18 protein-coding genes are annotated in these 26,397 nt (G+C 68.4%); all 18 read left to right on the forward strand.

Annotated features, from left to right (window positions below):
• The first annotated feature begins 160 nt into the window (after nucleotides 1-160).
• The 18 genes from ACFQB0_RS03530 (at nucleotide 161) to ACFQB0_RS03615 (ending at nucleotide 26,302) form a co-directional block, all read left to right on the forward strand.
• Nucleotides 161-1,180 (forward strand): TerC family protein, encoded by a 1,020-nt coding sequence (locus ACFQB0_RS03530; RefSeq protein ID WP_386727644.1) that lies wholly within the window; start codon nucleotides 161-163, stop codon nucleotides 1,178-1,180.
• A gap of 81 nt (nucleotides 1,181-1,261) precedes the next feature.
• Nucleotides 1,262-2,128, forward strand: a complete 867-nt coding sequence (locus ACFQB0_RS03535) for a PP2C family protein-serine/threonine phosphatase (RefSeq protein WP_386727646.1) — start codon at nucleotides 1,262-1,264, stop codon at nucleotides 2,126-2,128.
• An 11-nt stretch (nucleotides 2,129-2,139) separates the two neighbouring features.
• Entirely contained in the window at nucleotides 2,140-3,357 is a 1,218-nt protein-coding gene (locus ACFQB0_RS03540) for an FHA domain-containing protein (RefSeq protein ID WP_386727649.1), read from the forward strand.
• Nucleotides 3,354-4,997 (forward strand): serine/threonine-protein kinase, encoded by a 1,644-nt coding sequence (locus ACFQB0_RS03545; RefSeq protein ID WP_386727652.1) that lies wholly within the window; start codon nucleotides 3,354-3,356, stop codon nucleotides 4,995-4,997. The genes ACFQB0_RS03540 and ACFQB0_RS03545 overlap by 4 nt, the downstream gene beginning before the upstream one ends.
• Nucleotides 4,994-5,728, forward strand: coding sequence for a hypothetical protein (locus ACFQB0_RS03550; RefSeq protein ID WP_386727655.1), 735 nt, complete (start codon nucleotides 4,994-4,996; stop codon nucleotides 5,726-5,728). The genes ACFQB0_RS03545 and ACFQB0_RS03550 overlap by 4 nt, the downstream gene beginning before the upstream one ends.
• A 54-nt stretch (nucleotides 5,729-5,782) precedes the next feature.
• Nucleotides 5,783-6,946 carry an RDD family protein gene (locus ACFQB0_RS03555; protein ID WP_386727658.1) on the forward strand — a complete coding sequence of 388 codons (1,164 nt, stop codon included), beginning with the start codon at nucleotides 5,783-5,785 and terminating at the stop codon, nucleotides 6,944-6,946.
• Nucleotides 6,943-11,436, forward strand: a complete 4,494-nt coding sequence (locus tag ACFQB0_RS03560) for an FtsK/SpoIIIE domain-containing protein (RefSeq protein WP_386727661.1) — start codon at nucleotides 6,943-6,945, stop codon at nucleotides 11,434-11,436. Before ACFQB0_RS03555 ends, ACFQB0_RS03560 begins: the two co-directional genes overlap by 4 nt.
• A gap of 131 nt (nucleotides 11,437-11,567) precedes the next feature.
• Entirely contained in the window at nucleotides 11,568-11,855 is a 288-nt protein-coding gene (locus ACFQB0_RS03565; RefSeq protein ID WP_386727663.1) for a WXG100 family type VII secretion target, read from the forward strand.
• Nucleotides 11,856-11,930: 75 nt separating this feature from the next.
• Nucleotides 11,931-12,260, forward strand: coding sequence for a hypothetical protein (locus ACFQB0_RS03570; RefSeq protein WP_386727665.1), 330 nt, complete (start codon nucleotides 11,931-11,933; stop codon nucleotides 12,258-12,260).
• 19 nt (nucleotides 12,261-12,279) lie between these two features.
• Nucleotides 12,280-13,623, forward strand: coding sequence for a hypothetical protein (locus ACFQB0_RS03575; RefSeq protein WP_386727666.1), 1,344 nt, complete (start codon nucleotides 12,280-12,282; stop codon nucleotides 13,621-13,623).
• A 46-nt stretch (nucleotides 13,624-13,669) separates the two neighbouring features.
• Nucleotides 13,670-14,257, forward strand: coding sequence for a hypothetical protein (locus tag ACFQB0_RS03580; protein ID WP_386727668.1), 588 nt, complete (start codon nucleotides 13,670-13,672; stop codon nucleotides 14,255-14,257).
• The gene (locus ACFQB0_RS03585; RefSeq protein ID WP_386727670.1) at nucleotides 14,254-15,105 is read left to right on the forward strand and encodes a hypothetical protein; all 852 of its coding nucleotides are present in this window, start codon (nucleotides 14,254-14,256) and stop codon (nucleotides 15,103-15,105) included. Before ACFQB0_RS03580 ends, ACFQB0_RS03585 begins: the two co-directional genes overlap by 4 nt.
• On the forward strand, nucleotides 15,102-15,713 hold the full coding sequence (locus ACFQB0_RS03590) for a hypothetical protein (protein WP_386727672.1): 612 nt from the start codon (nucleotides 15,102-15,104) through the stop codon (nucleotides 15,711-15,713). Before ACFQB0_RS03585 ends, ACFQB0_RS03590 begins: the two co-directional genes overlap by 4 nt.
• Before the next feature lie 96 nt (nucleotides 15,714-15,809).
• The gene (locus tag ACFQB0_RS03595) at nucleotides 15,810-21,047 is read left to right on the forward strand and encodes an Ig-like domain-containing protein (RefSeq protein WP_386727675.1); all 5,238 of its coding nucleotides are present in this window, start codon (nucleotides 15,810-15,812) and stop codon (nucleotides 21,045-21,047) included.
• A 40-nt stretch (nucleotides 21,048-21,087) separates the two neighbouring features.
• Nucleotides 21,088-22,056 carry an AAA family ATPase gene (locus ACFQB0_RS03600; RefSeq protein WP_386727677.1) on the forward strand — a complete coding sequence of 323 codons (969 nt, stop codon included), beginning with the start codon at nucleotides 21,088-21,090 and terminating at the stop codon, nucleotides 22,054-22,056.
• A complete protein-coding gene (locus ACFQB0_RS03605) occupies nucleotides 22,053-23,354 on the forward strand; it encodes a DUF58 domain-containing protein (protein WP_386727680.1) in 1,302 nt (433 codons plus the stop codon). The genes ACFQB0_RS03600 and ACFQB0_RS03605 overlap by 4 nt, the downstream gene beginning before the upstream one ends.
• Nucleotides 23,351-25,780 (forward strand): transglutaminase-like domain-containing protein, encoded by a 2,430-nt coding sequence (locus tag ACFQB0_RS03610; RefSeq protein ID WP_386727682.1) that lies wholly within the window; start codon nucleotides 23,351-23,353, stop codon nucleotides 25,778-25,780. The genes ACFQB0_RS03605 and ACFQB0_RS03610 overlap by 4 nt, the downstream gene beginning before the upstream one ends.
• A gap of 9 nt (nucleotides 25,781-25,789) precedes the next feature.
• A complete protein-coding gene (locus ACFQB0_RS03615) occupies nucleotides 25,790-26,302 on the forward strand; it encodes an FHA domain-containing protein (RefSeq protein ID WP_386727685.1) in 513 nt (170 codons plus the stop codon).
• The last annotated feature ends 95 nt before the right edge of the window (nucleotides 26,303-26,397 follow it).

Consider the following 26,397-nt stretch of genomic DNA (forward strand, 5'->3'; position numbering starts at 1 on the left):
CGAAGGGGAGTATCCCTCTCGGTCGTTCGCGGCCGATCTCCGTGTACGTCAGTACGGGTGCCGACGATGGCACCCCGGGCGCGGAGGCGATCATCGCTGGTCGTGGGAGAGACTTTCGGGCCTTGCGCTACTCGCGCATCCCAACCTCGAGAGGTCTCCCTTGGATCTGGTACTCCCCGCATGGTTCGAAATCGGGTCACTCGTCGTGCTGACACTGATCCTCGTCGCCGATCTCCTGATCGTCGTGAAGCGCCCGCACGTTCCATCGATTCGCGAGGCGAGCCTGTGGGTGGCGTTCTACGTCGGGCTCGCCCTCCTCTTCGCCCTGTGCATGCTTCTGCTGGGCGATGCCGAGCACGCCGGTCAGTTCCTCGCCGGGTGGCTCACCGAGTACAGCCTCTCGATCGACAACCTCTTCGTGTTCGTCATCATCATGGCCCGCTTCTCGGTGCCCAGGAAGTACCAGCAGGAGGTGCTCATGGTGGGCATCATCGTCGCGCTCGTGCTACGCGGCATCTTCATCCTGCTCGGCGCACAGCTCATCGAGAACTTCAGCTGGATCTTCTACATCTTCGGCGCGTTCCTGCTCTACACGGCCGTCAACCAGGCATTCGGCAACCATGACGACGATTCGGAGAACGGCCTCATCCGCCTCCTCCGCCGTCGCATGAGCATCTCGACGGAGTTCGACGGTGCGAGGCTGCGCACGCGCATCGACGGACGCAAGGTCTTCACCCCGATGCTCGTCGTCTTCGTCGCGATCGGCACGACCGATCTCATCTTCGCGCTCGACTCCATTCCGGCGATCTTCGGCATCACGACGAGCCCGTTCATCGTCTTCACCGCGAACGTCTTTGCGCTCATGGGTCTGCGTCAGCTCTACTTCCTGCTCGGAGGTCTGCTCGAACGACTCGAGTACCTCAAGTACGGGATCGCCTTCATCCTGTTCTTCATCGGGGTGAAACTCGTCTTCCACGCTCTGCACGAGAACGAGGTTCCGTTCATCAACGGCGGCCACGGCGTCGCGTGGGCGCCCGAGATCGACACCTGGACCTCGCTCGGCGTGATCCTCGGTTCGATGGCGGTCGCCACGATCGCCAGCATCGTCAAAGCCCGGATCGACGCTCGCCGCCGTGGTCACACGCTGATGGAGGAAGTCCCGCACTTCACGGAGGATTGAGCACGCTCCAGGAATTGGTACGGTGGAGGACCGGTGCCCGGTACGGGTGCCGACGACCGGCTGCAGATGTGAGGGGTTCCCGTGGCTGAGAACGGCGACGTCGAGATGACGCTGTCCGCGTATCGAGCGCACGTGCGCTTCGGCGCACGCACGGACGTCGGCGCGGTTCGCGCCGCGAACGAGGACAGCATCCTCGCCGCCATGCCGGTGTTCCTCGTCGCCGATGGCATGGGCGGGCACGCCAGGGGCGAGCTCGCGAGCCAGACCGTGGTCAGGGTGTTCACGGAGCACCTCGCAGCCGACGTCCCGAGCACGCCCGAGCGCGTGCTCGACGCGATCCACTCGGCGAACGACGCCGTCCGTGACCTCAACGACGTCGGCGACGTCGGCACGGCTGTCGCTGGAACGACGTTGGCCGGAGTGGCCCTCGTCGACACCGGGGAGGGCGGATACCGTTGGATGGCGTTCAACGTGGGCGACTCCCGTGTCTACACCTGGGACGGGCGGGTGCTCGGGCAGCTGAGCGTTGACCACTCGGCCGTGCAAGAGCTGGTCGACGCAGGCCTCATCTCGGAGGCCGACGCGGAACGGCATCCCGAACGCAATGTCATCACCCGTGCGATCGGAGCCGAGGAGTCCGTCGACATCGACCTATGGCTGATCCCGGCAGATGGACGGTCGGGTTTCCTCGTCTGCTCGGACGGCCTCAGCAAAGAGCTCGATCGCGGCGAGATCGAACGTGTGCTGACGAACGGCCAGGATTCCAGCGAACTCGGCGCCATCGCCGACGAGCTCGTCGAGCGAGCGCTGGCCTCCGGGGGGCGCGATAACATCAGCGTCGTCCTCGTGGAGTCGACGATCGAGGCCGAGAGCGACGACCCGGAGAGCACGCGCGACCGACGCGACCGGGGCGACGAGAACCTCGAAGACACCAGGCCGAGAGCGTAGAAGGGAGAACGGTGCTGAGATATCGAAGCGGTGTGCCAGGGGGATGGCTCGCCGTCGCGGGACCGGGGCGCATCCTCGTGGTCCGGGCGACGAACGACGACGCGGCGGTGACCGGCGTCCTGGCCGCTGCAGACGGCGAGGAGCGGGGGGTCCTCGACCTGCTCACAATCGGTGGCCTCTCCGCGACGCCGTCGTTCGCCCTGCTCAGCACGACCTCCGGCCCTGGCGGTGCGCTGAACGTGCGCGTCTTCGTTCGTGGCGAGCTCGTGGTACGCCTCGAGCGGAGGGACGGAGAGCTCGAGCTGAGCGGACGTGAGGCGACGACGTGGCTTGAGCGGAGCACCGACGGTGTCACTCGTTTCTCCATCGACACAGGATCGGACGGCGGGATCGAGCTTCCGCTGCAGGGCGGAGCCGTCTGGATCGGCTCCCTGTCAGGTGGCGCGGACCCGGCCCCGAACGACGCGCTTCAGCGGGCGGACGCCGCGGCGGCGTGGCCCGCATCCGCACTCGCTGAGGAGCCCGCCGGCGAGATCGACGACTCTACCGTCGCCGTCGCACGCACCCCTCGCATGCCCGTGACCGCCCCCGTACCGCAGAACGACGACGGGTCGGGCGAGCCGATGTCCGAGCAGACGATCGTCGAGTTCGCCGCAGACGAGGTCGCGGGCTCCACGATGCTGCGCGGCGACGACGCCGTTCCGGCGTCGACGGGTGCCGCGCCCGCGATCGAGCTCCCCGCGTTCATCACGGGCTCCCAGCCGAGGCCTGTTCCTGCAGCGGGATCGTCGGGTGATCACGACGGTCTCACCGTACTGAGCGGCGATATCCGCGCGCTCCGCTCTGGCCTGCCTGGCGCGCCTACGGCTGCGGCTCCTGGCGCGCAGGATCCGCGGGTGCACATCGTGCTCCCCGACGGCGAGACGGACGCGCTCGAGCGGCCCGTCGTCGTGGGCCGCGCACCTCGCGCAGGAACGGTCGCAGGCGGAACCATGCCTCGACTCGTCACGGTCGACAGCGCCGATCAGGACATCTCCCGCACGCATCTGCAGTTTCGGCTCGAGGGTGACTCCGTCGTCGTCACCGATCTGCACTCCCGCAACGGGACGCTCATCGTGCTCCCGGGCAAGAGTCCCAGGAAACTTCGCGCTGGCGAGCCGACGACGGTCATCGCGGGCACCATCGTCGACCTCGGCGGCGGCATCGTCTTCCGAGTCGTGGAGGAATGATGCGCCGGTCGCCGTCGACGCCACCCGAACTGCCCGGCTACGAGTTCGTCCGTGTGCTCGGCTCCGGCGGATTCTCCGACGTCTTCCTCTACGAGCAGAAGCTCCCGCGCCGCGAGGTGGCGGTCAAAGTGCTTCTCACAGAAGGGCTGAACTCGGCAACGCGCTCGCAATTCGTCGCCGAGGCCAATCTGATGGCGCAGCTGTCCGCGCATCCCTACATCGTCACGATCCACCACGCCGACGTCGCGTCGGATGCCCGGCCCTACTTCGTCATGGAGTACTGCTCAGGGCCGAGTCTCGCCGAACGATACAAACGCGAGCGGTTCAGCGTCGAAGACGCCCTCCGCACGGGGGTGCGCCTCTCCGGCGCGATCGCCACCGCACACGCCGCCGGCATCCTGCACCGCGACATCAAGCCGGCCAACGTGCTGACGAACGCTTATGGTTGGCCGGCACTCACCGACTTCGGAATCTCTTCGACGCTCGAGGACGAGCTGCCGGTGCACACGACGACGGGGCGGCCGGTCGCGGGGGAGACCGGGACGAACAGCGGGCAGTCGGCTGTCGGGATGTCGGTTCCATGGTCGCCGCCCGAGATGTTCGAAGACGAACCGCAGCCCGATGTGCGGAGTGACATCTTCTCTCTCGCGGCGACGGTGTACACGCTCCTCGCCGGCCATACGCCGTTCGAGATCCGCGGGCGCTCCAACGGCACGCTCGACCTGATCGGCAGGATCGAGCGCGGTTCGGTGACGCCGATCGCGCGTGACGACGTGCCGGCCTCGCTCGTCGCCGTGCTCGGGAAAGGGCTCGCGACGCGCCGTTCAGCGCGCTACGAGAGCGCAACGGACTTCGCCCGCGCGCTCCAGCGGATCGAGCTCGAGCTCGGCTACGCGCCGACATCGATCGAGGTCCCGAACCTCACCCTGACCGCCGAGGCCAAGTCCGATGGTGAGGACGAGACGCGCATGCGGCCTGTCGCCACCGTCGCCGCCCAGGCACCGCGGCCTCCACGCTCGCCGGAGACGTCGACGAGACCGGATGCGCCGTCCGGGCGGGAGCCGTCCGAGCCGTCCGAGCCGTCCGAGCCATCCGCCGTCGAGGATGCGACGGTCGTCCGAGGTGCCCCGACCGCGCGCGTCGTGGGCGACGCGGTCGCTGACGGCACTGTCGCGCGGTCGCGGTCGCAGACGGTCGAGGAGACTCCCGTCACGGTCCGTCGACGCGGCCTCGTGATCGGGATCGTCGTAGCCGCGGGAGTCCTCGTGCTCGGCGGAATCGTCTCGGCCGTTGCCCTCTCGCTGGGCGGAGGCGAGGATCTCTCATCCCGGCCATCGCCCTCGAGCCACCCGTCGTCCGACGCGAACCTCGGCGGCGGGGTGCCGACGCCGAGGCTCGACTCCGTCGTCCCATCGGCCGACGGGACGAGCATCGCGTTCTCGTTCTCGAATCCGAAGCCGCAAGACGGCGACGTCTACCGTTGGGCGCGGGCCGAGACGCCGAACCAGCCGGCGCTCAGCCATGAGCCGAGCATCACCGTCGAGGGCGTCGTGCCGGGCGCGCCCGTCTGCATCGACGTCTATGTCCAACGCCGGGACGGGCGCCTCTCGGCCGAGCCGAACAGGGCCTGCGCCCCATGACGCCTCTGAAACTCGAGTTCTGCGGTGAGTGGCACGAGATCCAGGCAGGACGCGTGTTCACGATCGGCCGCGAATCCGACCTCACGATCGACGACAACCCCTATCTGCATCGCACCTTCCTCACGCTCTCCGAGGACTTCGGCATGTGGTGGTTGGGCAACGTCGGCAACCTGCTCTCGGCCACCGTGTCCGACGCGACGGGAGCCGTTCAGGCATGGCTCGCGCCGGGGGCGAAGCTCCCGATCGTGTTCCAGACCATGCACGTCATGTTCAGTGCTGGATCGACGACCTACGACTTCACGATCCACGCAGCCGAGGACTATTTCAACACCTCCGCCGCCGTCGTGAGCTCAGCCGGGTCGACGACGATCCTCCCGGTGACGCTGACGAGCAGTCAGCGGCTTCTTGTCGTCGCGCTCGCCGAGAACGTGCTCACGCGGTCCGTGTCGGGTCGCGGTGTCATCCCGAGTTCTGCGGAGGCGGCCGCCCGGCTGGGCTGGAACATGACGACGTTCAACCGCAAGCTCGACAACGTCTGCGACAAGCTCGACAAGATCGGCGTCGCCGGTCTGCGCGGCGGGCGCGGCAAGCTTGCGACGAATCGGCGCGCGCGGCTCGTCGAGTACGCCGTCGCGACGCGGCTCGTCGGACAGGACGATCTCGTGCTCCTCGACGCGAACGCCGCAGATGGTGAGTCCTCCCCATCGACACCGCTCCCCGGGTCGGATTGACTGGCGTGCCGGCGCTTTCCCGTGCGCACGCGCGAGTGAGAGTGAGGAGAACCCGTGAGCGTCACGCTCGACCTCGACGATGATCCGATCCCCGGTCTTCTGCCGGACGGCCGGCCGGATCCCGAGTACGCGGCTCGGCTCGGTCTCGTTGCCGCGGAGCCGCTCCGCCGCTCACTCGCCTTCGCCCTCGATCTCGTCATCTGGCTGGCACTGCTCCTCCCGGCGATCCTCGGCAGCATCCCGTTGTGGTCGAGGTTGAGCCCGTTCGTCGGAAGCCTCGGCTGGTTGCTCGACCACCCTGCGCTCCCGGCGAGTCTCATCGCCGTTCTCATCAGCCAGGGTCTGATACTCGTCTACGGTCTCGTCCAGTTGATCCTGCACGGCAAGCGTGGGGTCACGGTCGGCAAGGCGACGTTCGGGCTCCGCTCCGTCAACGTCGAGCGCTTCACCGCACCAGGACTCTGGCGGGTCGTGCTTCGGGTACTCGTCCTCCAGGTCGCACAGTGGATCCTTCCGCTCGCGGGTCCCGCCGTGCTGTTCTCCTCCTCTTTCTGGGATGCAGAAGGCCGTGGCCGTAGCTGGCTCGATCGGGTCGGCCACACCTGGGTTCTCGACGTTCGGCGCGGGCTGAACCCCCTCGACGCGAAGACACTGAGGCACGCACGTCGAGCCTTCGATTCGCCGAGTTCCGGCGATCGGGGGGCGCTTCCGTCACTCGCGACGGGCGCGTCCTTCTCCGCCGCGATGTTCGAACCCGGTGCCCGGTCGAGCTCCGGTGTCGTGTCAGCGCCGTCGTCGGGCGAGCTCGCAGACGCCGGCTGGTCGCCGCCGCCGCTGAGATCCGCCGCCGTGGCGCCGTCGTCCTCGCCTCAGCCCGCGCCCGTCATCGTGTTCGACGACGGTTCCCGTGTCCGGGTCGAGGGACTGCTCCTCCTCGGGCGCAGCCCGCAGGCGCGTCCGGGCGAGGAGGGCGCCAGTGCACTCGCGCTGAGCGACGAGTCCATGCGGATCTCGAAGACCCATGCCGTGGTCGGCGCCGACGAAGGGGGCTTGTGGGTCGCCGACCGCGGATCGACCAACGGAACGTACGCCACGACACCGGGTGGCGCGAGGCGACGGCTCGTCGCCGAGGAACGCACCTACCTGTCCGGCGGCACGAGCATTGAGATCGGGGGCCGGGAATTCGTCGTCGGCACCCCCACGAAGGGTGACGGATGAAGGTCAAGCTCTCTCTCAGACGGCAAGCCGGTTCGCCGGTCGACATCGTCATCACCGCCGATGCCACCGCCACCGTCGAGGACGTGGCGCGCTCGATCGCGAACACCGACCCGGTATCGACCCAGCTCGCCCGCGCCGAAGCCACGGTGCTGACGCTTGCCGTCGCGCCGCCCACCTCCGATGAGCTCGTCCCGCTCCAGCCGGATGTGCTCATCGCCGAAGCCCCCATCGGGTCCGGCTTCAACGCAACTGTCATCGCACACGGGCGGCGGGCCGCGAGCCGCGCGGAGTCCCGCCCGGCCGCTGCGCTCCTCCGCGTGCACAACGGGGCGGAGGCCGGCCGCGAGATACGACTGCCGGCGGGGAACACCGTCATCGGACGAGGCACGGACGCGGACGTCGTCCTCGCCGACCCGCTCATCTCGAAACGTCACGTCAGGATCGAGGTCGGCCAGGGGATCGAGTTCATCGACCTGAACTCCGCCAATGGGGTCCTCGTCGACGGCGGGCTCGTGCAGCGTCTCAGAGCGATTCCCGGGCAGATCATCACGCTCGGCGACACCGAGGTCTCCGTCGTCCCGCTCGCCACCGACGCGCAGCAGACGGAGCAGGTGCTGGAACGTGGTGGCGCGCTCATGTTCAACCGTTCCCCACGGGTGGAGGCACGCTATTCGGGCACCGAGTACCCGCACCCCGAGGTGCCGTCAGAGTCCGATCCGCGCATGTTCCCGTGGCCGATGGTGGCGGCGCCCGTGCTGCTCGGCCTCGCGATGTTCGCGATGACGGGTCGCGCGACCTCGCTCTTCATCATCTTCATGTCACCCCTCATGATGCTCGGGAACGTGATCGGGCAACGTACGCAGCAGGGGCGCAAACTTCGCCAGGAGATCGAGACCTATGAGGTCCAGGTCGAACAGCTCGAGGACGATCTCGTCACGCAGGCCCGGACCGAGCGTGAGCGTCGGCACGATGAGGCTCACGCCGTCGCCGTCGTCTACGAGCAGGCCATGCGCCTCGGACCGCTGCTCTGGACCAGGCGGCCCGAGCACTGGAACTTCCTCTCGCTGCGGCTCGGCGTCGGCCGGGCGCTCAGTCGCAACACCATCGCGGAGTCCCAGAACGCGAAGGGCATCCCCAAGTACGCGCGACAGGTCGAGAAGCTCCGAGGCGCCACGGCCTGGCTCGATGACGTTCCGCTTGTCGAGATGCTGCCCAACGCGGGCGCGATCGGTGTCGCCGGTCCGCGAGAGGTGGCCGCCGACATCGTGCGCGGCCTCGCCATGCAGATCTTCGGCATGCACGCGCCGAACGAGGTCGTGACGGCCGCGATCGTCGACCCCGCATGGACGGGGGACCTCGAGTGGATGAAGTGGTTGCCGCACGCCACGAGCCCGAGGTCGCCCTTCGCCGAGATGGCCTTCGCCGACAGCCAATCGGCGGGGACCGCTCTCCTCAACGGGCTCGAGGAGGCGATCCTCGAACGGCTCTCGGGCACGCCGACCCGGCGCGGGCCGCTCCGCAGCGAGGACACCTCGATGGCGCTGGGTGCGAAGGTCGGTGAGACGACGCTGTCTGAGGAGAAGACCGAGGGCGACATCGCCCTCATCCTGTTCGTCTCCGGCGACGCACCCGTCGATCGTCCCCGTCTCACTCAGGTCATCGAGCGCGGTCCTGACGCCGGCATCTACACCGTGTTCTTCGCCCCCACCGTCGAATCCCTCCCAGCGGCTTGCCGCACCTTCATAGACGCGACGGACGGGCTCGAGGGTGCGCGTGTCGGCTATGTCCGCGCGGGCGAGAGCTACGAGAGCGTGCGGGTCGAGGGAGTCTCGAACGCCTACGCTCAGATGTTCGCGAAGCGCCTCGCACCTGTGATCGACTCCAGCTCGGTCGCTGCCGACTCGAGCGATCTGCCGCGGAGCGTCTCCCTTCTGAAGCTGCTCGGCGAGGAGGCGGCATCGCAGCCGAGCGCGGCGATCGAGCGCTGGAGACAGAACAACTCGATCCTCGACCGGAGCGCCGGTGCGCGTCCGAGGCTCAAGCGGGCTGGCACCCTGAAAGCCTTCATCGGACAGGCCAGTCCGGACGCGATGTCGCTCGACCTCCGCACGCAAGGGCCGCATGCCCTCGTCGGCGGCACGACCGGATCGGGAAAGTCGGAGTTCCTCCAGGCCTGGGTGCTCGGAATGGCCGCCGAGTACAGTCCGGATCGGGTCACCTTCCTCTTCGTCGACTACAAGGGCGGCTCCGCGTTCGCCGATTGCGTCGAACTGCCGCACTGTGTCGGCCTCGTCACAGACCTCAGCCCGCACCTCGTCCGGCGTGCGCTCACGAGCCTCCGCGCCGAACTGCACCATCGCGAGCACCTCTTCAACCGGAAGAAGGCGAAAGACCTGCTGGAGCTCGAGAAGCGCCGCGATCCCGAGACGCCGCCAGCGCTCGTGCTCGTGATCGACGAGTTCGCGGCACTCGCCGGGGAGGTGCCGGAGTTCGTCGACGGCGTCGTCGACATCGCCCAGCGCGGCCGTTCGCTCGGCATCCACCTCATCATGGCGACACAGCGTCCTGCCGGCGTCATCAAGGACAATCTGCGTGCAAACACCAACCTCAGGGTCGCGCTCCGCATGGCGGACGTCTCGGACTCGAACGATGTCGTCGGAGACCCGATCGCGGGCACCTTCGACCCGTCCATCCCGGGACGGGGCATCGCGAAGACCGGGCCAGGCCGCCTCGTCCCCTTCCAGTCTGGCTATGCAGGAGGCTGGACGAGTGCGACGCCCGAGACGGCGCAAGTACGCGTCGCGGAATTGCGTTTCGGCTCGATCCTGGTCTGGGAGCAGGACGGTGCCCGGGAGCCGGACTCCCACGATGCCGACCTCGGTCCCAACGATCAGAAGAGGATCGTTCGGAACCTCGTCGCCGCAAGTCACGAGGCAGGGGTCCCTGCTCCGCGTCGACCGTGGCTCGACGATCTGCGACTCGAGGTCGACCTCCGGGAGCTGCCGCTCGAGGGCGATGGGCGCATACCGCTCGGCCTCGCCGACATCCCGGAGCGCCAGTTGCAGGAGCCCGTGTTCTTCGAGCCGGACACGGACGGGCACCTGCTGCTCTACGGCACGAGTGGCGCCGGCAAGTCCGCCGCGCTGCGTTCGATCGCCACAGCGGTCGGCGCGCATCCCGAGAGCGGCTCCGCCGCGGTCTACGGACTCGACTTCGGAACCGGGGCGCTCCGCTCATTGGAGGTGCTCCCGCATGTCGGCTCGATCGTCGCAGGCGACGATGCGGAGCGGGTCCAGCGCCTGCTGCGCACGCTCCGAGCGATGCTCGACGACCGAGCGAAACGGTTCTCGGCCGTCAACGCGTCGAGCCTCAGCGAATACCGCCGCCTGAGCGGCCGCCACCGGGAGCCGCGTGTGCTGCTGCTCATCGACGGCTTCGGCACGTTCAGGCAGGAGTGGGAGTCGACGTCGGCGCGGTCGCCGTTCTACAACATCTTCATGCGCATCCTCGGGGAGGGTCGCCCGCTCGGCGTCCATGCGATTGCGACGGCCGACCGCTACGGCGCGGTGCCGACGGCGGTGAGCGCGAACGTGTCCAAACGGGTGATCCTCCGGCTCTCTGACGACGCCGCGTATTCCGTGCTCGGCGCGCCGAAAGACGTTCTCAACGAGCGCAGCGCACCGGGACGGGCCATCGTCGACGGCTTCGAGACGCAGGTGGCCGTGATGGGTGGGACCGCCAACGTCGCCCAGCAGACGGTCGCGTTGCAGGAGTTCGCGAATGACCTGCGCGCCCGCGGTGCCGTCGACGTCGGCGAGATCGGCGCGCTGCCGACCGAGCTCGCTCCGGAGCAGCTTCCCGCGTCGGTCGACGGTCAGCCCGTCATTGGCGTCTCGGAGGACGTGCTCGGGCCGAAGGGCTTCGAGCCGGTCGGCACCTTCGTCGTGGCTGGCCCGCCACAGAGCGGCAAGTCGAACGCGCTCCGCGCGCTCGTGCGCGCCATGGAGCGCTTCGACCCGGAGGCGCAGTTCTTCCACATCGGGGGTCGCCGTGCCGCGCTGAGGGAGTTCCGGCCGTGGGCGCGGCAGGCGCAAGCCGTCGAGGATGTGCGCTCGCTCGCCAAGGAGCTGACAGACGTCATCCCCGACGAGGCGAGTCAGAGAAGACTCGTGATCGTCATCGAGAACGTCGCCGAGTTCGCCGATTCCGACGCGGAACGCCCGCTCAAGGAGATGTTCCAGGCGATCAACCGCAGCGACCACTTTCTGATCGGCGACGGCGACGTCACTCAGCTCGGCTCCAGTTACGGCTTCATCGGCGACTTCAAGGGCGGGCGGCGCGGCATCGTGCTGAAACCGGACACCTACGATGGCGACTCGCTGTTCAAGGTCCCGTTCCCGAAGGTCCAGCGGCACGAGTTCCCCGAGGGGCGTGGGCTCTTCGTGGAGAACGGCCGGCATGTCACGGTGCAGATGCCGCGCGTGGACTGAGGGCGCCGATGGGGAGGGCTCACGCGAACCGAGGGTGGGTAGTCCTCCCCATTGGATGCGAGTGGGTCGTGTCGTAATCTGAGTGCAAGAGGTCCGAATGTTGGGGGCCGGAACTGAAAGGAATGGCCGACATGGCTGACTTCAAGGCAACGTACGGCGAGATGGAGAGCATGGCCGGAAGGCTCGAGCAGGGCCGTGAGGACATCGCCGACATCCTGCGCGCGCTCAAGGAGGGCGTCGATACCCTCCTCGGCGACGACTTCAAGACCGAGCATGCCTCGGGCAAGTTCGGCGAGGGCTACAACGAGTTGACGATCGGTCTCAATACCGCGATCAACGGCATCAAGGACATGGGCGAGTCCCTTCGCAAGATGCAGCAGGCCATCAAGGACACCGACGCCGCGCTCGCCGGCCAATAGCCCCCCATAGACGTCGCTCCGCCGGGATCCGGCGGAGCGACGTCGTCGGAACGCACATCAGAAGGGGAGAGGGCGATGGGTGACATCTGGATTCCGATGACGGACCTCAGCGAGCTGAACGGCTCGCTGAAGCAGATCATCGTCGAGTTCGAGGACGCCGAGAAGCGGCAGAACAACGTCGAAGCGGCCATCGGCTCGCCGGACGGCCGCGGCGAACTGCGATCGAGATGCCACGATTTCGAGGGCGGCTGGAACGATCGTCGCTCGGAGCTCCTCAAGAACCTGCAGAACGTCCAGGCCCGCGTCGAAGCGACGGGCCGGGGCTGGAAGGACTTCGACCTCGAAGCGGCGGCCTCGCTCCGCGTCGAGGAGAACGAAGCCAGCACCCTCCCGATCGCACCGTAGACGAGGACCGGAAGAGCTCATGAAGACGCATCGCGGACGTACCGTCGCTCCGATCGAGGGTCGCGCCGGCGACATCGTCGATCGTGGAGAGCAGATCGAAGAGCTCGGCGAACAGATGATCGGCGCAGCCGAACTCATGTCGCGCATCGCGGAGGGAACCGCGCATGGACGCGGGTACTCGCTCGACAAGGTCAAAGAGGAGATCGGCGACGTCCACGGCGAGCTCCGCCTCGCCGGTGAGCGCTACAAACCGACCGGCACGGCGCTCAAGCGCTACGGCGACGCGCTCGACGGCGTGCAGACGCGCCTCGGCCGGATCATCCCGGAGTGCGAGCAGACCCACGCCGCCCTTGAGACCGCCCGTGGCTCGCAGGAGACCGCGGAGGGCGCTTCCATGTCGGCACCGCCGCCTCCGCCCGGCGACGCGGTCGCGGTTGCTGCGAACGAGAAGCTCGCACAAGCGGCGAGCAATGCGCAGACGGCCCTCAACGCCGCGATCACCGATCACGACGCCAACCTCGCCGAGTTCGATACGCAGTACGACGTGTGGGACGAGGCCTATGACAAGGCGGTCAACGAGATCGGTTCCGCGACCGACGGTGGTATCAGCGACGGTTTCTGGGACGACGTCTCTGGCATCGTGGACGCTGCGCTGACAGTGCTCACCTGGGTCGGCATCGTGCTCACCGTTCTCGCTCTCATCGTCGGAGGCCCGCTCATCGCCCTCCTCGCGGCGATCGTCGCGGCACTGACGCTCCTCGGCACGCTCTATCTCTATAGTCAGGGCCGGAAGTCCCTGGGAGATGTGGGCTGGGCCGTCATCGGTGTGCTGCCGTTCGGCAAGCTCGGCAAACTCTTCAAAGGTCAGTTCAAAGGGTTCGGGACCGATTTCGTCAAGCAGTACAGCGGACCGGTCACCCAGATCCGGGGTGTCCGCGGGCTGCCGACGTCGGCAAGCGCCGTGGGTGCGAGCGGTACGCTCTGGTACGGGGCCGTCGCCAAGAACTTCAACAGCTACGTGGGCCGGGTGTCCGCTCAGCCTCTCTTCGGCTCCCCCTCTGGCGCGTTGTCGCGTTTCTTCGGCGGCGCGAACCGCACCTGGGCGACGACCTTCCGGGGCGCTGTCGACGGTACAGGGCCGAAGTTCTCCGCCTCTCTCGTCTCCCAGCTGCCGACATCGCTCAGCGGCCTCTATTCGAGTGGTGGCCCCCTCGCCCGCGGCGAAGCCGTGCTGAACGCCGCGAAGAACCTGAACGGCTACTACCGTTCGTACAACAACACGATCGCACCAGCCGTCGGCGACTTCTTCGGCGGCCCGACTCCCTCCGAGACGTGGCGGGTCCAGCTCGCGGGCACTCCGTGATCGTGCCACACTCGTTCAGGCGGATGCCAGGAACGGGGGATCACCGATGATCGAGTACCTGATCGACTACGACATCGCCTGCTGGGTGCGTCTTCCGCGATCCTTCCCGCTCGGCGGGGTTCCGAACGAGAACGCCTGGGTCGAACTGCAACTGCGGGAGTTCGCCGCGGCGAACGGCGAGTTGAGCTCGGAGGACCGCGAGGCCGGCGCGCAGCTCGCCCGGCTCTGCCTGGAGGGGGTATCGCCGGCGAGCGTCGAGGCGTTCTGGTTCTGCCCGCGGGCCGCCCCGACATCGGGGGTCGTCAACATTCAGGTGCAGGAGATTCCGCCGGGAGTCGATCCGAGCCTTGCCGAGATCTTCGGTTCCGCCTCCGCCAGCCTCCCGCCGGTCGTCGAGACGCTGGAGACGGCTGCGCTCGGTCCTGGCGTCGTCGTCCGCCGCGTCGTCGACATCGACCGCCCCGGTGATCGGGCCGATGTGATCGGCCAGGTCACGTTCGTCTTCAATCCGCCCGGCTATCTGATCATCGTGGACGCGATCGCCATGGACCTCTCGGTGATCGGAGCCATGACTCCAGCGCTTTTGGCGCTGGTCGACGCCATCTCCCTCGTCGATGGTGCGAGCATCTCGTGACCGGTCACGTGAACAGAGGGCTCGCGAACGCAGAGCGTCGCGCGGTCGACGACGAGGGGGCGGCGCTGCGGGCGATCGCGCACGTCTGGGACGACGCTGCGGCCGATGTCGCCGCGGTGCTCGACCGGTTAGACTCCCGGGCCGCCCCGGTCGCGCGCACCGTGACCTCCTCCGTCGGGATCCTCGTCGCCGTCGGCATCGCCTTCCTTCTCGCCGCGGTCGCACCGATCCTGCTCATCCCCGAGGTGCTCAAACGAGCTGATGCGCTCGAGGGAGCCATCGTCGCGGCCGGTGCGCTTCTCGTCGCATCGTCTCTCGTTCTCCTCGCCACCGAGCTCGCCCGGCGCAGAGCGCGCGATATCGACGCAGACTTCCGCACGGTGACGTGGTTCTGCTTCGGGCTCGCGCTCGCCGCGATCGTTCTCACCTTGCTCCGATCGAGTGCTCAGCCGGTCGATCCCGGCCTCGGCGCGGTCGGTCTGGGAGCACAGCTCCTCGGAGCCGTTCTCCTCGCGTCGGTCGCCGTGCTCGCCGTCGTGCAGCAGCGAGTCCTCGGGCGGGAGCACGCGGAGCACACGGCCTCGGCCCTGGTTACGGCGGCGGCCGACAGAGACCGCCGCGTCGAACTCGTCGCCCGCCGCGCCGTCGGCCGACTCGGCCGTGCCCTCGGCGCTGTCGACTCCGCTGCTCTCGCCCGTGCCCGCCGCGCGATTGGCGTGTCAGACGAAGCCTCCTGGGCGTTCGGGCGCGCGGCACTCGACGAGGCGCTCGACCCGGCCGGAGACACTGTCCGCGCCCTCCGCGCCCGCCAGCCGGCGCTGCGGACGCCACGGAAGGAGCAGCGGTGAAGAACGAGGTCGTCGGCGCGCGGTACGGCATCCCGCCGTTCCGTTTCCTCCTACCGCCCGGATGGGTGCAACTGCCTGCGAGTGAGGAGACGGCGACGGCTCTGCTCGGGCGCTCGCGGGAGGTTTTCAAGCGGGCGAACCGGCCCGACCTCGACGCCGAGCTGTCCCGTCTGACCCGAGAGGCGTTCAGCCGCATGCGGAGGGCGAAGGTCTTCGCCGTCTACCTCCAGCAGGGCGTGACGGAGGACGAGCTCGTCCCGATGACGATGTCGGCATCGGTCCTGGAAGGGCGGCAGGGGGCGAGTCTCGACGACGAGGTTGCGAGCGCCTTCCGCGACCGAGGAGCCGAGTTCCTCGATGAGAACCGCGCGATCGTGCGCTGGAGCGGCGAGAGCACGCCCGATGGCGAACTGCGCGGCGTCACAGCTCGTACCATCGACTATGTCATAGCGGTCCCCGGCATGCGACGGCGCACGGCCGTCATCATCCAGACGACGATCGTGCATGCCGGTGAGTCGCCGTTGCCGGAGGATGTCCTCGAGGGTCTGAGCGTGCTGAGCGACTCAATGATCGGCACGTTCACCTGGCTGAGCGGGGCTACGCCGTGAGGGTCTGAGCACTGCTGCGGCACATGTTACCGTGTAATCCGAAGCGAGAGGCCGTCGACCTCGCGACACCGTTGAGCCAACCCGGGGGAGAGACTGGTGGGACACTTCTGGTCCTGGATCCGCGTTCGTAAGAGCGTGGCGTCCGTCACCGCGTTGGCGGTGCTCGTCGGCGTGCCGGTGACGATCGCGATCCTGCACCGGGGCTTCCCCGTGACCGACGTCGACATGCGCGCTCGTGACGTCTGGGTGACCAACGGCGAGGCCCTGCTCGCCGGGCGACTGAATCGTCAGATCGAAGAGCTCAACGCGGCCGTGGCGACCCCCTCCCGTTCCGCGGACGTCCTGCAGGATGGCGATGACGTCTTCTTGAGCGATGTCTCGCTCGGTTCCGTCGAGCGCATCCATCCGTCGTTCACGACGCTCGTGGAGCGGATCGATGTTCCCGTCGGTGCCGAACTGGCCTTCGGTGGAGAGACCTTGGCGGTACTGGACTCTGGATCCGGGGAGCTCTGGACGGTCGACGCGGCCGGCGAGCTCAGCTTCGATCCGAGCACGTCGGATCCCGTGTTGAAGCTCGGGAAGGGAGGGCACGTCGCGGTCACGAACGACGGGGTCGTCTTCGCGAGCTCGCCTGAGAAGGACACGCTCTTCCGTATCGACTCCCTCGGGGCGGAACCGAGTGCGCGAGAGGTGAGGCTCGATGGAGAGCACCAGTTGAGCGCGGTCGGCGACACCGCCGTCGTACTCGACCTCGAGAAGAACGAGCTCATCGTCGACGGACGCACGAGCGAGCTTCCCGCCCCGGGTATCCGACTTCAGCAGCCGGGGGGCGAAGCCGCTGACGTGCTCGTCGCCTCCGCGGACGAACTGCTCATGGTGCCGCTCGGTGGAGGAGAGGCGCGTCGGATCCCGACCGGCGCAGACGGCGGCTCCTCGGATCCGGCGGAGGTGTCAGCCCCCGTGTGGCTGAACGGCTGCGCCCATGGCGCCTGGGCGAGCACGCAACGCTATGTTGCCGCCTGTGGGGACGGGGAACCCCGGGTGGAGTCGATCGAGCAGCCGACGGCCGGGTCCCAGCTGGAGTTCCGCGTCAATCGCGATGTCATCGCGCTCAACAATCTGAGCAACGGCAACGTCTGGCTCGTCGACGCCAACATGCGCCTCGTCGAGAACTGGGACGAGGTGACGCCGCCCGAGGAGCAGGACTCGGAGGAGGGCGACGAGAAGGCGTCCAAGCAATCGTTCGAGGACACCCTTGCCGAGCGCACGGAGACGAACCGAGCCCCGATCGCCCGTGACGACGTCTTCGGCGTCCGCCCGGGAAAGACCACCGTGCTCCCGGTGCTCGACAACGACACGGATCCGGATGGCGATGTGCTGACGGTCATCAAGACCGGAGCCGTCGCGGAAACGGCTGGCCGTCTCGACGTCATCGACGGTGGGCGCGCCCTGCAGTTCACCCCCTCCGAGAACGCGGTGTCGACGGTGTCGTTCCGCTACACCGTCAGCGATGGCCGACCAGGCGGCGTGGCCGAGGCGCAGGTCGACGTCACGGTGCGTCCTCCATCCGAGAACCAGGCGCCCGTCGCGCACCGCGAGGGCGCGCTCAGCGTAGAGCAGGGGCAGATCGTCGGCTACAACGTCCTCACGGACTGGCGAGACCCCGACGGCGACGACATCTACCTGGTCTCCGCGGCGCCGAGCAGCGGCGATGCGGTGCGGTTCGGGCCGGAGGGGTTTGTGACGTTCGAGCACAAGTCGGCGCAATTGGGGGTGAAGGAGGTCAGCTTCGTCGTCTCGGACGGGGTGGAGACGGCGACGGGGGTGTTGCGAGTGGATGTTCAGCCGACGGGATCGTTGAATCCGGTCGGGACACCGGACTTCGCCGAGACCTTCGCCGGCGAGACCGTGCTCGTAGAACCCCTCCTCAACGACATCACGCCGTCCGGTGCGCCCCTCGCGCTCCTCGGCGTGAGCGAGGTGCCGCAGGAGATCACCGTGGTCCCGAACACCGAGCGCGGCACGATCGCCGTCACGGCTGGCAGAGCCGGCAGCTTCGTCTTTCTCTACTCACTCGGCGCCGGACCCGCGGCGAGCGTCGGTCTCATCCGGGTCGACGTCAAGGAGCCGCCGGCCGAGACGCTGCCCCCGATCGCGGTCAAGGACACCGCTTATCTCCGTGCGGGGGAGCCGTTCTCGTTGTCGGTGTTGAACAACGACGTCTCGCCTTCTGGCAAGGTGCTCGCGGTGCAATCGGTCGACACGAGCGAGAGCGGGGACGCGATCTCCGTCGAGCTCCTCACCAACACGGTGCTTCGCGTCACCGCGGCGTCGGCGCTCACCCAGCAGCTCCAGTTCACCTACACGATCAGCGACGGGGTCTCCACCTCGACGGCGGGCGTGACCGTCGTCCCGGTGCCGCCGCTCGTAAAGCACCAGCCACCCGTGGCCGTCGACGACGCCGTGAACGTGCGTGCAGGCGACATCGTCACCGTCCCCGTGCTCGAGAACGACTATCACCCGGATTCCGCGACGATGACGCTCGCTCCGGACCTCGTCGACGCGAGCGCCGCCGCCGGACTCGTCTTCGTCTCCGGCAACACCGTCCGCTACCAGGCGCCCCGTGAGGCCGGCGTCTACAGTGCCTCCTACCAGGTCGTCGACGCCTTCAGCGAGTCGGCGGTCGCCACCGTTCGCTTCACCGTCGTAGCGCCGAACCCGGAGGGCAACCAACCGCCGAACCCGCTTCCGCTCACGGTGCGCACCTTCGCCGACTCGACGGTGAAGATCGACGTGCCCCTCGACGGCATCGATCCGGATGGCGACTCCGTGCGGTTGAAGGGCGTGACCGCGGTGCCGATGCACGGACGCATCGTCGAGACGGCGAGCAACTCCGTCAGCTACGAGTCGTTCCCGGGTGCCGCCGGGACGGACACCTTCAGCTACGAGGTCGAGGACACGGGTGGAGCCTCCGCGGTCGGCACGATCAAGGTCGGTGTCATCCCGCGCCCCGAGGCCAACCAGCCGCCGAACGCCGTCGACGACGCGATCGAGATCAAACCGGGCCGCACCGGCTCGATCCCCGTTTGGTTGAACGACTCCGATCCGAATGGCTACGCGCTCACGGTCTCGAAGAAGCTGCCGGAGGTCGACGACGGCATCAAAGCGCGGGTCGCGGGCAACCGTGTCATCGTCGATGCACCCGAGAGCGAGGGCGCCTTCACGATCCGCTATGAGATCACGAACGGGCACGGCGGATCCGACACGGCCTTCCTGCAGGTGAAGGTGACGAAGGACGCGAAGCCCGTGCGCCCGAGCTCGATCGACCATGTGCTCGAGGCGAAGGATATCGCGGGCAAGAACCGCGTCGACGTCGACGTGCTCGAGGGGGCTCAGAACCCCGGTGGACTGCTCGAGGATCTGGTGGTGACCCTCGACGGGCAGAACGCCGAGGCAGGCGAGGTGCTCGCCGGCGGGAAGGTGCGCGTCGAGCCTGGCGACACCCGGCAGGTCATTGCCTACAGGCTCACCAACGACATCGACGAGCTCAGCACGACATCCTTCATCGTCGTTCCGCCTGTGCCGAATGCGAAGGACGCCGAGGAGGAGGCGGCCTTCGGCCCGCCGTATCTGAAGCCACTGCCCCCGCAGACCGTGCGGATGAACGGGACCATCGACTGGAACCTGGCCGAGCTCGTCGTCGTGCCGTCGGGTAGGCCGCTCATCGTGCTGTCCTCCTCGGCGGTCAACGGCGAGGCCTCGCTTTCGGGCACCTCGCTCGGTTTCACCGCCGCCCGCGACTACCGCGGCCCCGCCTCCGTTTCGTTCCTGGTCACCGACGGCACCTCGGCGAACGACCCGAAGGGACGCTCGGCGCTCCTCACCATCCCGGTCACGGTCGGCGACCCCAACTTCGAGGACGCCCCGCCGACGTTCACGGCCCAGAACGTCACGATCGAGGCCGGCGAGGCCCCGTACAGCGTCGACCTCCGAAGCTCGACGGGGCACCCGAACCCGGCGCTCGTCTCGCAGGTCTCCTACGGCGCGCTCTCCGGCGGGGGCGGCTCCGTGGTGGCGAACCTCGACGGCGCGACGCTCAGCCTCTCAGCGCCCCTCGGTGTGCAGCGGGGGACGAGCGTCACCCTCTCCTTCGAGGTCAGACTCAAGGAGTTCACGGTCCCCGGCACTGTGACGGTCACGGTCGTCTCCTCCACCCGGCCGAAGCCGCAGGCGGTTCCCGACGGAGAGTTCGAGACGCGGCCGAGCACGACGGTCACGGTCCCCGTGCTCGACAACGACTTCAATCCCTTCGCCCAGGACGGCGTCCCCCTTCGGGTCGTCAGCGCCGAGCTCGAACAGGACGTCCCGGGGGGCACAGCCACCGTCTCCGTCTCCGGGTCGAACGTCGTCATCCGCACCGGGCCGTCCGCGACCGGGACGCTGACGGCGGTCTATCGCATCGAGGACGGCACGAAGGATCCCGAGCGGGCGGCCCAGGGCCGCATCACGCTCGTCATACGGAACGTGCCCGACGCGCCCCGCGCCCCCGTCGCGGTGGAGGGCGACGGCGCCGCGACCGTCACGATCTCATCGACCGCGAACAACAACTCGCCGATCACGGGCTACACGATCCTGTGGGGCGGCGGACAGTGGCCGGTGACGAGTGAGGGCACGTACACGATCGGGAACCTTGCGAACGGCACGAGCTATACCTTCAGGGTCGTCGCCCACAACGGGATGGGCACCTCGGCCGAGTCGGCGCCGAGCAACGCCGTCCGACCCTACGGTGTGCCGTCCGCGCCGAACGGGGCGACGCTCACCGCCGCGCAGGATGGCAGTGGGGCGCTCTCGCTCAGCTGGGGAACGCCGTCGAGCGACGGTGGCCGACCCGTGAGCCGTTACGAGTGGGCGTTCATCCAGGGCAGCTCGGCCTCCGGACAGACGGGCGGCCAGTCCGCCTCGGCATCCGGAGGCAACGGCACGACCTACCAGTTCCACGTCAGGGCGTGCAACGCCCGCGACTGCGGTGCGTGGACGAGCTCCGGTCAGGCGACGCCCACCAAGCCGCCGCCGGCCAAGACGATCACGCTCTTCCGAGGAGGCCCCGGTCCGATCTCGGGAACCACGTACTACAACATCGACCTCTCCGACTGGCCGCAGGGCAGCTACCCCGTCGTGCTCTATTGCAACGGAGGCCAGCTCGAGACCGCGCCCAGCATCTCCGTCGGCGCGGACGGCCGCGGATCGTTCCGCGGGAACAGCGGCTACTGCGGCTACCCGAACGTCTGGGTCACCGTCGACGGCAAGAAGAGCGATGTCCAGGACTGGCGATGACCTGGCACCCATCCCGACAACCGAGAGCAAGGACAGCACCATGGCAGTGACACAGGAACAGGCTGACTGGTTCGCCGACGCGTTCACCAAACTCGTCGGCAACGTCGACCAGGCGATCCTCGGCAAGGACCACGTGATCCGGCTCGTCGTCGCCGCGCTGCTCTCGGACGGGCACGTGCTTCTCGAAGACTTCCCCGGCACGGGAAAGACCGTCCTCGCGAAGGCTCTCGCGAACACGCTCGACGGCACGAACTCGCGCATCCAGTTCACGCCGGACCTCCTGCCGTCTGATGTCACCGGTGTCACGATCTACGATCAGGGCAAGGGAGTCTTCGAGTTTCACCGGGGGCCGATCTTCGCCTCGATCGTCCTCGCCGACGAGATCAACCGGGCGAGCCCGAAGACCCAGTCGGCTCTGCTCGAGGTCATGGAGGAGGGCCGCGTCACGGTCGACGGCGTCAGCCACTCGGTCGGCAGTCCGTTCATGGTGATCGCGACCCAGAACCCGGTCGAGCAGGCGGGCACCTACTCGCTCCCAGAAGCCCAGCTCGACCGCTTCCTCATCAAGACCTCGCTCGGTTACCCCGACCATGACACCGCGGTCACGCTGCTCCTCGACTCGTCCAACCGGGCGCGCGCGTCCAAGGTGACGCCGATCATCGCGTCGAGCTCGGTCACGACGATGGCGGAGCTGGCGTCGGAGGTGTTCGTGGACGCCGCCGTGCTCGGCTACCTCAACGAGATCGTCTCGGCCACACGCGTCGACCCCTCCGTCACGCTCGGCGTCTCGATGCGCGGCGCGCTGGCGCTCGCGCGCGCCGTCAAGACCTGGGCCATCTCACAGGGCCGGAGCTACGTGACGCCCGATGACGTGCGGGATCTGGCCGTGCCCGTGCTCGCGCACCGCATCATCGTCGATCCGGAGGCCGACTTCGCCGGTGTCACCGCCGAGCAGATCGTCTCCCGCGTGCTGCTCCAGGTCGAACCCCCCGTGTACCGCGCCGCATGAGCCCGACGAACGAGCCGTCGTCGCGGCGGACATCGCAGACGGGCTACGCCCTGCGTTCCGTCCGGCGCGCACTCGTGGGCGGGCTCGGCAACGCTCGGCGACTGCTCGGGCAGCTCGCAGCGCGGCTCTGGACGTTCATACGGCCCGTGATCGATGTCGTGGGTCCAGCCGGCTGGCTGGCCCTGGGTGGCGCAGCCCTCGCACTGATCCTCGGTGGTGCCCTCGGCTGGATGGAACTCTCCTTCATCGGCGTGACCCTCGTGGCAGCATTCGTCATCGCCGTCGCCTTCGTGTTCGGACGCTCGAGCTTCGCCGTGCTCATCGAGCTGAACCCCCACCGTGTGGTCGCGGGTCAGCGCGCGCTCGGCCGGATGCTCGTGCGGAACACCGCCGAGCGGAATGCTCTGCCCGTTCGAATGGAGCTGCCGGTCGGCGACGGTCTCGCCGAGTTCCTGATCCCCTCCCTGCCGCCGGGAGGGGAGCAGGAGGAGCTCTTCGCGGTGCCCACCGAGCGCCGCGCGGTCATTGTCGCCGGTCCTGCTGTCTCCGTTCGCGGCGATCAGCTCGGCCTGCTCCGTCGCGCCGTGCGCTGGACCGAGCCCGTCGAGCTCTTCGTGCACCCCGTGACCACCCGGCTCGCGTCGTCGGCGGCCGGACTCGTTCGCGATCTCGAGGGCGAGGTCACCAAGACGATCACCGACAACGACATCTCCTTCCACGCACTCCGCGCCTACCAGCCGGGTGATGCGCTGCGGAATGTGCATTGGCGCACGACCGCGCGTACGGGTCAGCTGATGGTGCGCCAGTTCGAGGAGACCAGGCGCACTCAGCTGACCGTCGTTCATACCACGGAGCGCGATCACTACGCCGACGAGGAGGAGTTCGAGCTCGCGATCTCCGTCACCGCCTCGCTCGCCCTGCAGGTCATCCGTGACGGAACGCGGCTGAACGTCGTGACGGAGGAGCGTCCGCTCCGCACGAGCACGCCGACGACCCTCCTCGACGACTCGAGCCGCCTCCTCGGCGTCGAGGGCGCCTATCCCTCGCTTCGCGACTTCGCCCGTGACACGACGAAGCGCCTCTCGCCGCCGAGCGTCGCGATGATCGTCGCCGGCTCGACACTTCCGCTCGCCGAGCTGCGGAGCGTCACGACGCTCTTCGGACTCGACACCATGACCATCGCCTTCCGAGTCGAATGCGGTGCCTCATCGCGCGTCGGGGCGGTCTCGGGGATCACCGTGCTCACGGTCGGCACGCTAGACGACCTTCCGAAGCTCCTGCGGCGGGTGCATCGATGAGCGTGCGCACCGTCGTCGACCTCGGCGTACTCACCCTGCTCTGCCTGCTCGGCGTGCTCGGTTTCGAGACTTCCTTCGGCGAGTACGACTTTCTTCTCGCCGGTCTCGGGGGCTTGCTCGTCGGCACCGGCGTCGTCCTCGCCGCCAACGCGCTGCGGCTGGGTCTCGTTGTGACCGTGCTGGCGGGGATCGTCGGCTACTTCCTCCTCGGCACGCTCTTCGCGATGCCGGGAGAGGGCATCCTCGCCGTGCTCCCGAGTCTCAGATCGCTCGCGGGCCTCGCGATCGGCGCCGTCCACGGCTGGGCGGACATCGTCACGCTCGCCGCCCCCGTCGAAGCCCCCTACTACATGCCGGTGCTGCCATACGTGTCCACCTGGCTCGTCGCGCTCGTCGGGACGCTCCTCGTGACCCGCTGGCTGCCGCGGCGTCCGCGCACCGTCTGGCGTTCTGGGGTGCTCCTCGTCGGACCAATCGCCCTCTATGTGGTCGGCATCCTACTCGGCACCGATGAGGCATACCTGGCCGCGGTGCGCGGGATCAGTTTCGCGGTCGTGGCGCTCGTCTGGCTCGGCTGGCGTTCCTCTGGCGCAGAGCGTGCCGACGCGGCGGGCTCCGCACGGCTTCTTCGCGGCAAGCTCGTCGGCACTGCGGTGGTCGTCGTCGGCGCGGCTCTCGTGGGAGCACTCGTCGGCGCGGCGGTCGCCCCGCCGTCGTCCAGCCGCTTCGTCCTCCGCGACGAGATCGAGCCCCCGTTCGACCCGCTCCAGTTTCCGAGCCCGCTCGCCGGGTTTCGGAAGTACACCAAGGACCTCGTCGACACCACCCTCTTCACCGTCTCGGGCCTGCAGCCAGGGGAGAGCATCCGGATGGCGAGCATGGACTCGTATGACGGCAAGCTCTGGAACGTCGCCGGACCGGAGGAGGCCGCATCCGGAGCGGCCGGTTTCAGCCTCATCGGCCGCACGGTGCCGCCGCCGCCGCTCCTCACGCCGAGCTCAATGACCGAGGCCACCGTCGAGATCGAGAAGTACTCGGACGTCTGGCTGCCGTTCAGCGGCTATCCCTCGCGGATCGACTTCCAGGATGGCGAGAGTCGGGCTCTCGCCGAGACCGTGCGCTATCGGCCGGATTCCGGCACGGGCGTGCTGACGGGCGGGCTCGAGTCCGGTTTCCGTTTCAACGTGCTGTCGGTCCAACAGGCCTCTGTCTCCGACGACGCCCTCGCGGACGTCCCGGTCGCCGAGATCGCCCAGCCGTCGGTGCAGGACCTCCCCGACATCGTCGTCGCGAAGGCGGTCGAGTTCTCGGGCGAGGCCGAGACGCCCATCGCGAAGCTGCGCGCCATCGAACAGAGACTGAAGACCCAGGGTTTTCTCAGTCACGGCCTCGCATCGGACGCGGTTCCCTCTCGCGCAGGTCACGGCGCCGACCGGATGATCGAGCTCTTCACCCGTACCCAGATGGTCGGGGACCAGGAGCAATACGCCTCTGCGATGGCGCTCATGGCGCGCGACCTCGGCTACCCGGCCAGGGTCGTCATGGGCTTCGCTCCCGACATCCCCGACGGCGGCGGCACGGTGGGGGTGGTCGGGGACGATGTCACGGCGTGGGTCGAGATCGCGTTCTTGGGTGTCGGCTGGGTGCCGTTCTATCCGACGCCAGACCAGACGGACGTGCCGCAGGACCTCACGCCGAAGCCGAAGACGGAACCTCAGCCGCAGGTGCGCCAGCCACCGCGCACGGACAACCGCAGCGACGAGCTGCTGACGGCGGTCGAGACCGACGACAGCGACAAGGACGACCGGAAGCCGCCGTTCGCGATCCCGGGCTGGGTCTGGGCGGTCACCGGCATCGTCGGCATCCCCCTGCTTCTCCTCGGTGTTCCGCTCCTCGCGATCGCCGCGCTCAAGAAGCGCCGGCGTGCCCGTCGACGTGGGCGCGGCAGCGGCGATCGCCGGGTCGCCGGCGCGTGGGACGAGCTCACCGACGGTTACGCCGAACTCGGCTTCGAGGTGCCGCGCGGACGCACGAGACGTCAGGTCGCCCTGAGCCTCGAGGGGCAGTTGCACGAGCAGGGAGTCGGTGACAGCGCACCCCTCCACACGGATACCGGGCCTGTCCGCGCGGTCGAGGGCTCGGCTGCACCGGGCACCGCGATCCGGCTCGTCCCGATCGCCGCAGAGATCGACGCCGCCGTCTTCGGCGGCGACGAGGTCGCCGACGAGTCTGTCTCCGAGCGCTGGAACGAGGTCGAGGAGTCGCTCGGCATCGCCCGTCGCTCCGCCGGTCGAACACGGCGCATGATCGCCCGCTTCCGGATCCGCTCGCAACGTGATTGGAGGAGCGTGAACGTCGCGCTCCCGGGGCGGTCGGGGTCGGCCGCTTCGGCGGGCATGGGCACGCCGGCGGACGCCGCTGGCTAGAGTGGTGGCGTGGACAACCGCGACTTCATCGTCCCGCCGCCGGGCCTGATCCCGCAGCACAAGGGTGAGCCTGCCCCAGCCGCCTCTGTCGTGCGGCCCGCGACGTTCCCCGTCTTCCACCCGGTGGCGGCCGGCCCGGCCACAGCAGCCCCTGTCCTGCCACCCGCTCACGCATCCGTGCCCGGCCCCTGGCGTCTCGTCCTGCCGGACGGGGTGGAGATCGAAGTGACGGGCTCGCTCGTGCTCGGCCGTGATCCAGGCGCCGTCGAGACGCGACCGCACGCGGAGCTCCGCGCGCTCGATGATCCGAGCCGCTCCGTGTCGAAGACCCATCTGCTCGTCGACCTCGAGGGCGGTGAGCTCTCCGTGCTCGATCTGCACTCCACGAACGGGGTCGTCGTGGTCGGGGTGGACGGATCCGAGACCGAGCTCGAACCGGGGTCCAGGTGGGTCGTGCGGTCCGGTGACACGCTGAAACTCGGCGAGTTCTCCTTCCGTGTCGTTCGCGATGGACGCAGGTGAGCGCGCTAGGCACCCGGTGATCCGGTGTAATCTATAGGAGTGCTGTTCGGTCGAGTTCTTCTGTGCCGCGACGAGTCCTAGTCTCCAGGCCTCCC

The organism is Luethyella okanaganae, from assembly GCF_042660285.1.
Lineage (GTDB): Bacteria > Actinomycetota > Actinomycetes > Actinomycetales > Microbacteriaceae > Luethyella > Luethyella okanaganae.

Excerpts from the sequence above, each read along its gene's own strand:
- ACFQB0_RS03545 (WP_386727652.1), top strand. The coding sequence starts at position 3,354 with ATGATGCGCCGGTCGCCGTCGACGCCACCCGAACTGCCCGGCTACGAG.
- ACFQB0_RS03550 (WP_386727655.1), top strand. The coding sequence starts at position 4,994 with ATGACGCCTCTGAAACTCGAGTTCTGCGGTGAGTGGCACGAGATCCAG.
- ACFQB0_RS03560 (WP_386727661.1), top strand. The coding sequence starts at position 6,943 with ATGAAGGTCAAGCTCTCTCTCAGACGGCAAGCCGGTTCGCCGGTCGAC.
- ACFQB0_RS03565 (WP_386727663.1), top strand. The coding sequence starts at position 11,568 with ATGGCTGACTTCAAGGCAACGTACGGCGAGATGGAGAGCATGGCCGGA.
- ACFQB0_RS03570 (WP_386727665.1), top strand. The coding sequence starts at position 11,931 with ATGGGTGACATCTGGATTCCGATGACGGACCTCAGCGAGCTGAACGGC.
- ACFQB0_RS03575 (WP_386727666.1), top strand. The coding sequence starts at position 12,280 with ATGAAGACGCATCGCGGACGTACCGTCGCTCCGATCGAGGGTCGCGCC.
- ACFQB0_RS03580 (WP_386727668.1), top strand. The coding sequence starts at position 13,670 with ATGATCGAGTACCTGATCGACTACGACATCGCCTGCTGGGTGCGTCTT.
- ACFQB0_RS03600 (WP_386727677.1), top strand. The coding sequence starts at position 21,088 with ATGGCAGTGACACAGGAACAGGCTGACTGGTTCGCCGACGCGTTCACC.
- ACFQB0_RS03605 (WP_386727680.1), top strand. The coding sequence starts at position 22,053 with ATGAGCCCGACGAACGAGCCGTCGTCGCGGCGGACATCGCAGACGGGC.
- ACFQB0_RS03610 (WP_386727682.1), top strand. The coding sequence starts at position 23,351 with ATGAGCGTGCGCACCGTCGTCGACCTCGGCGTACTCACCCTGCTCTGC.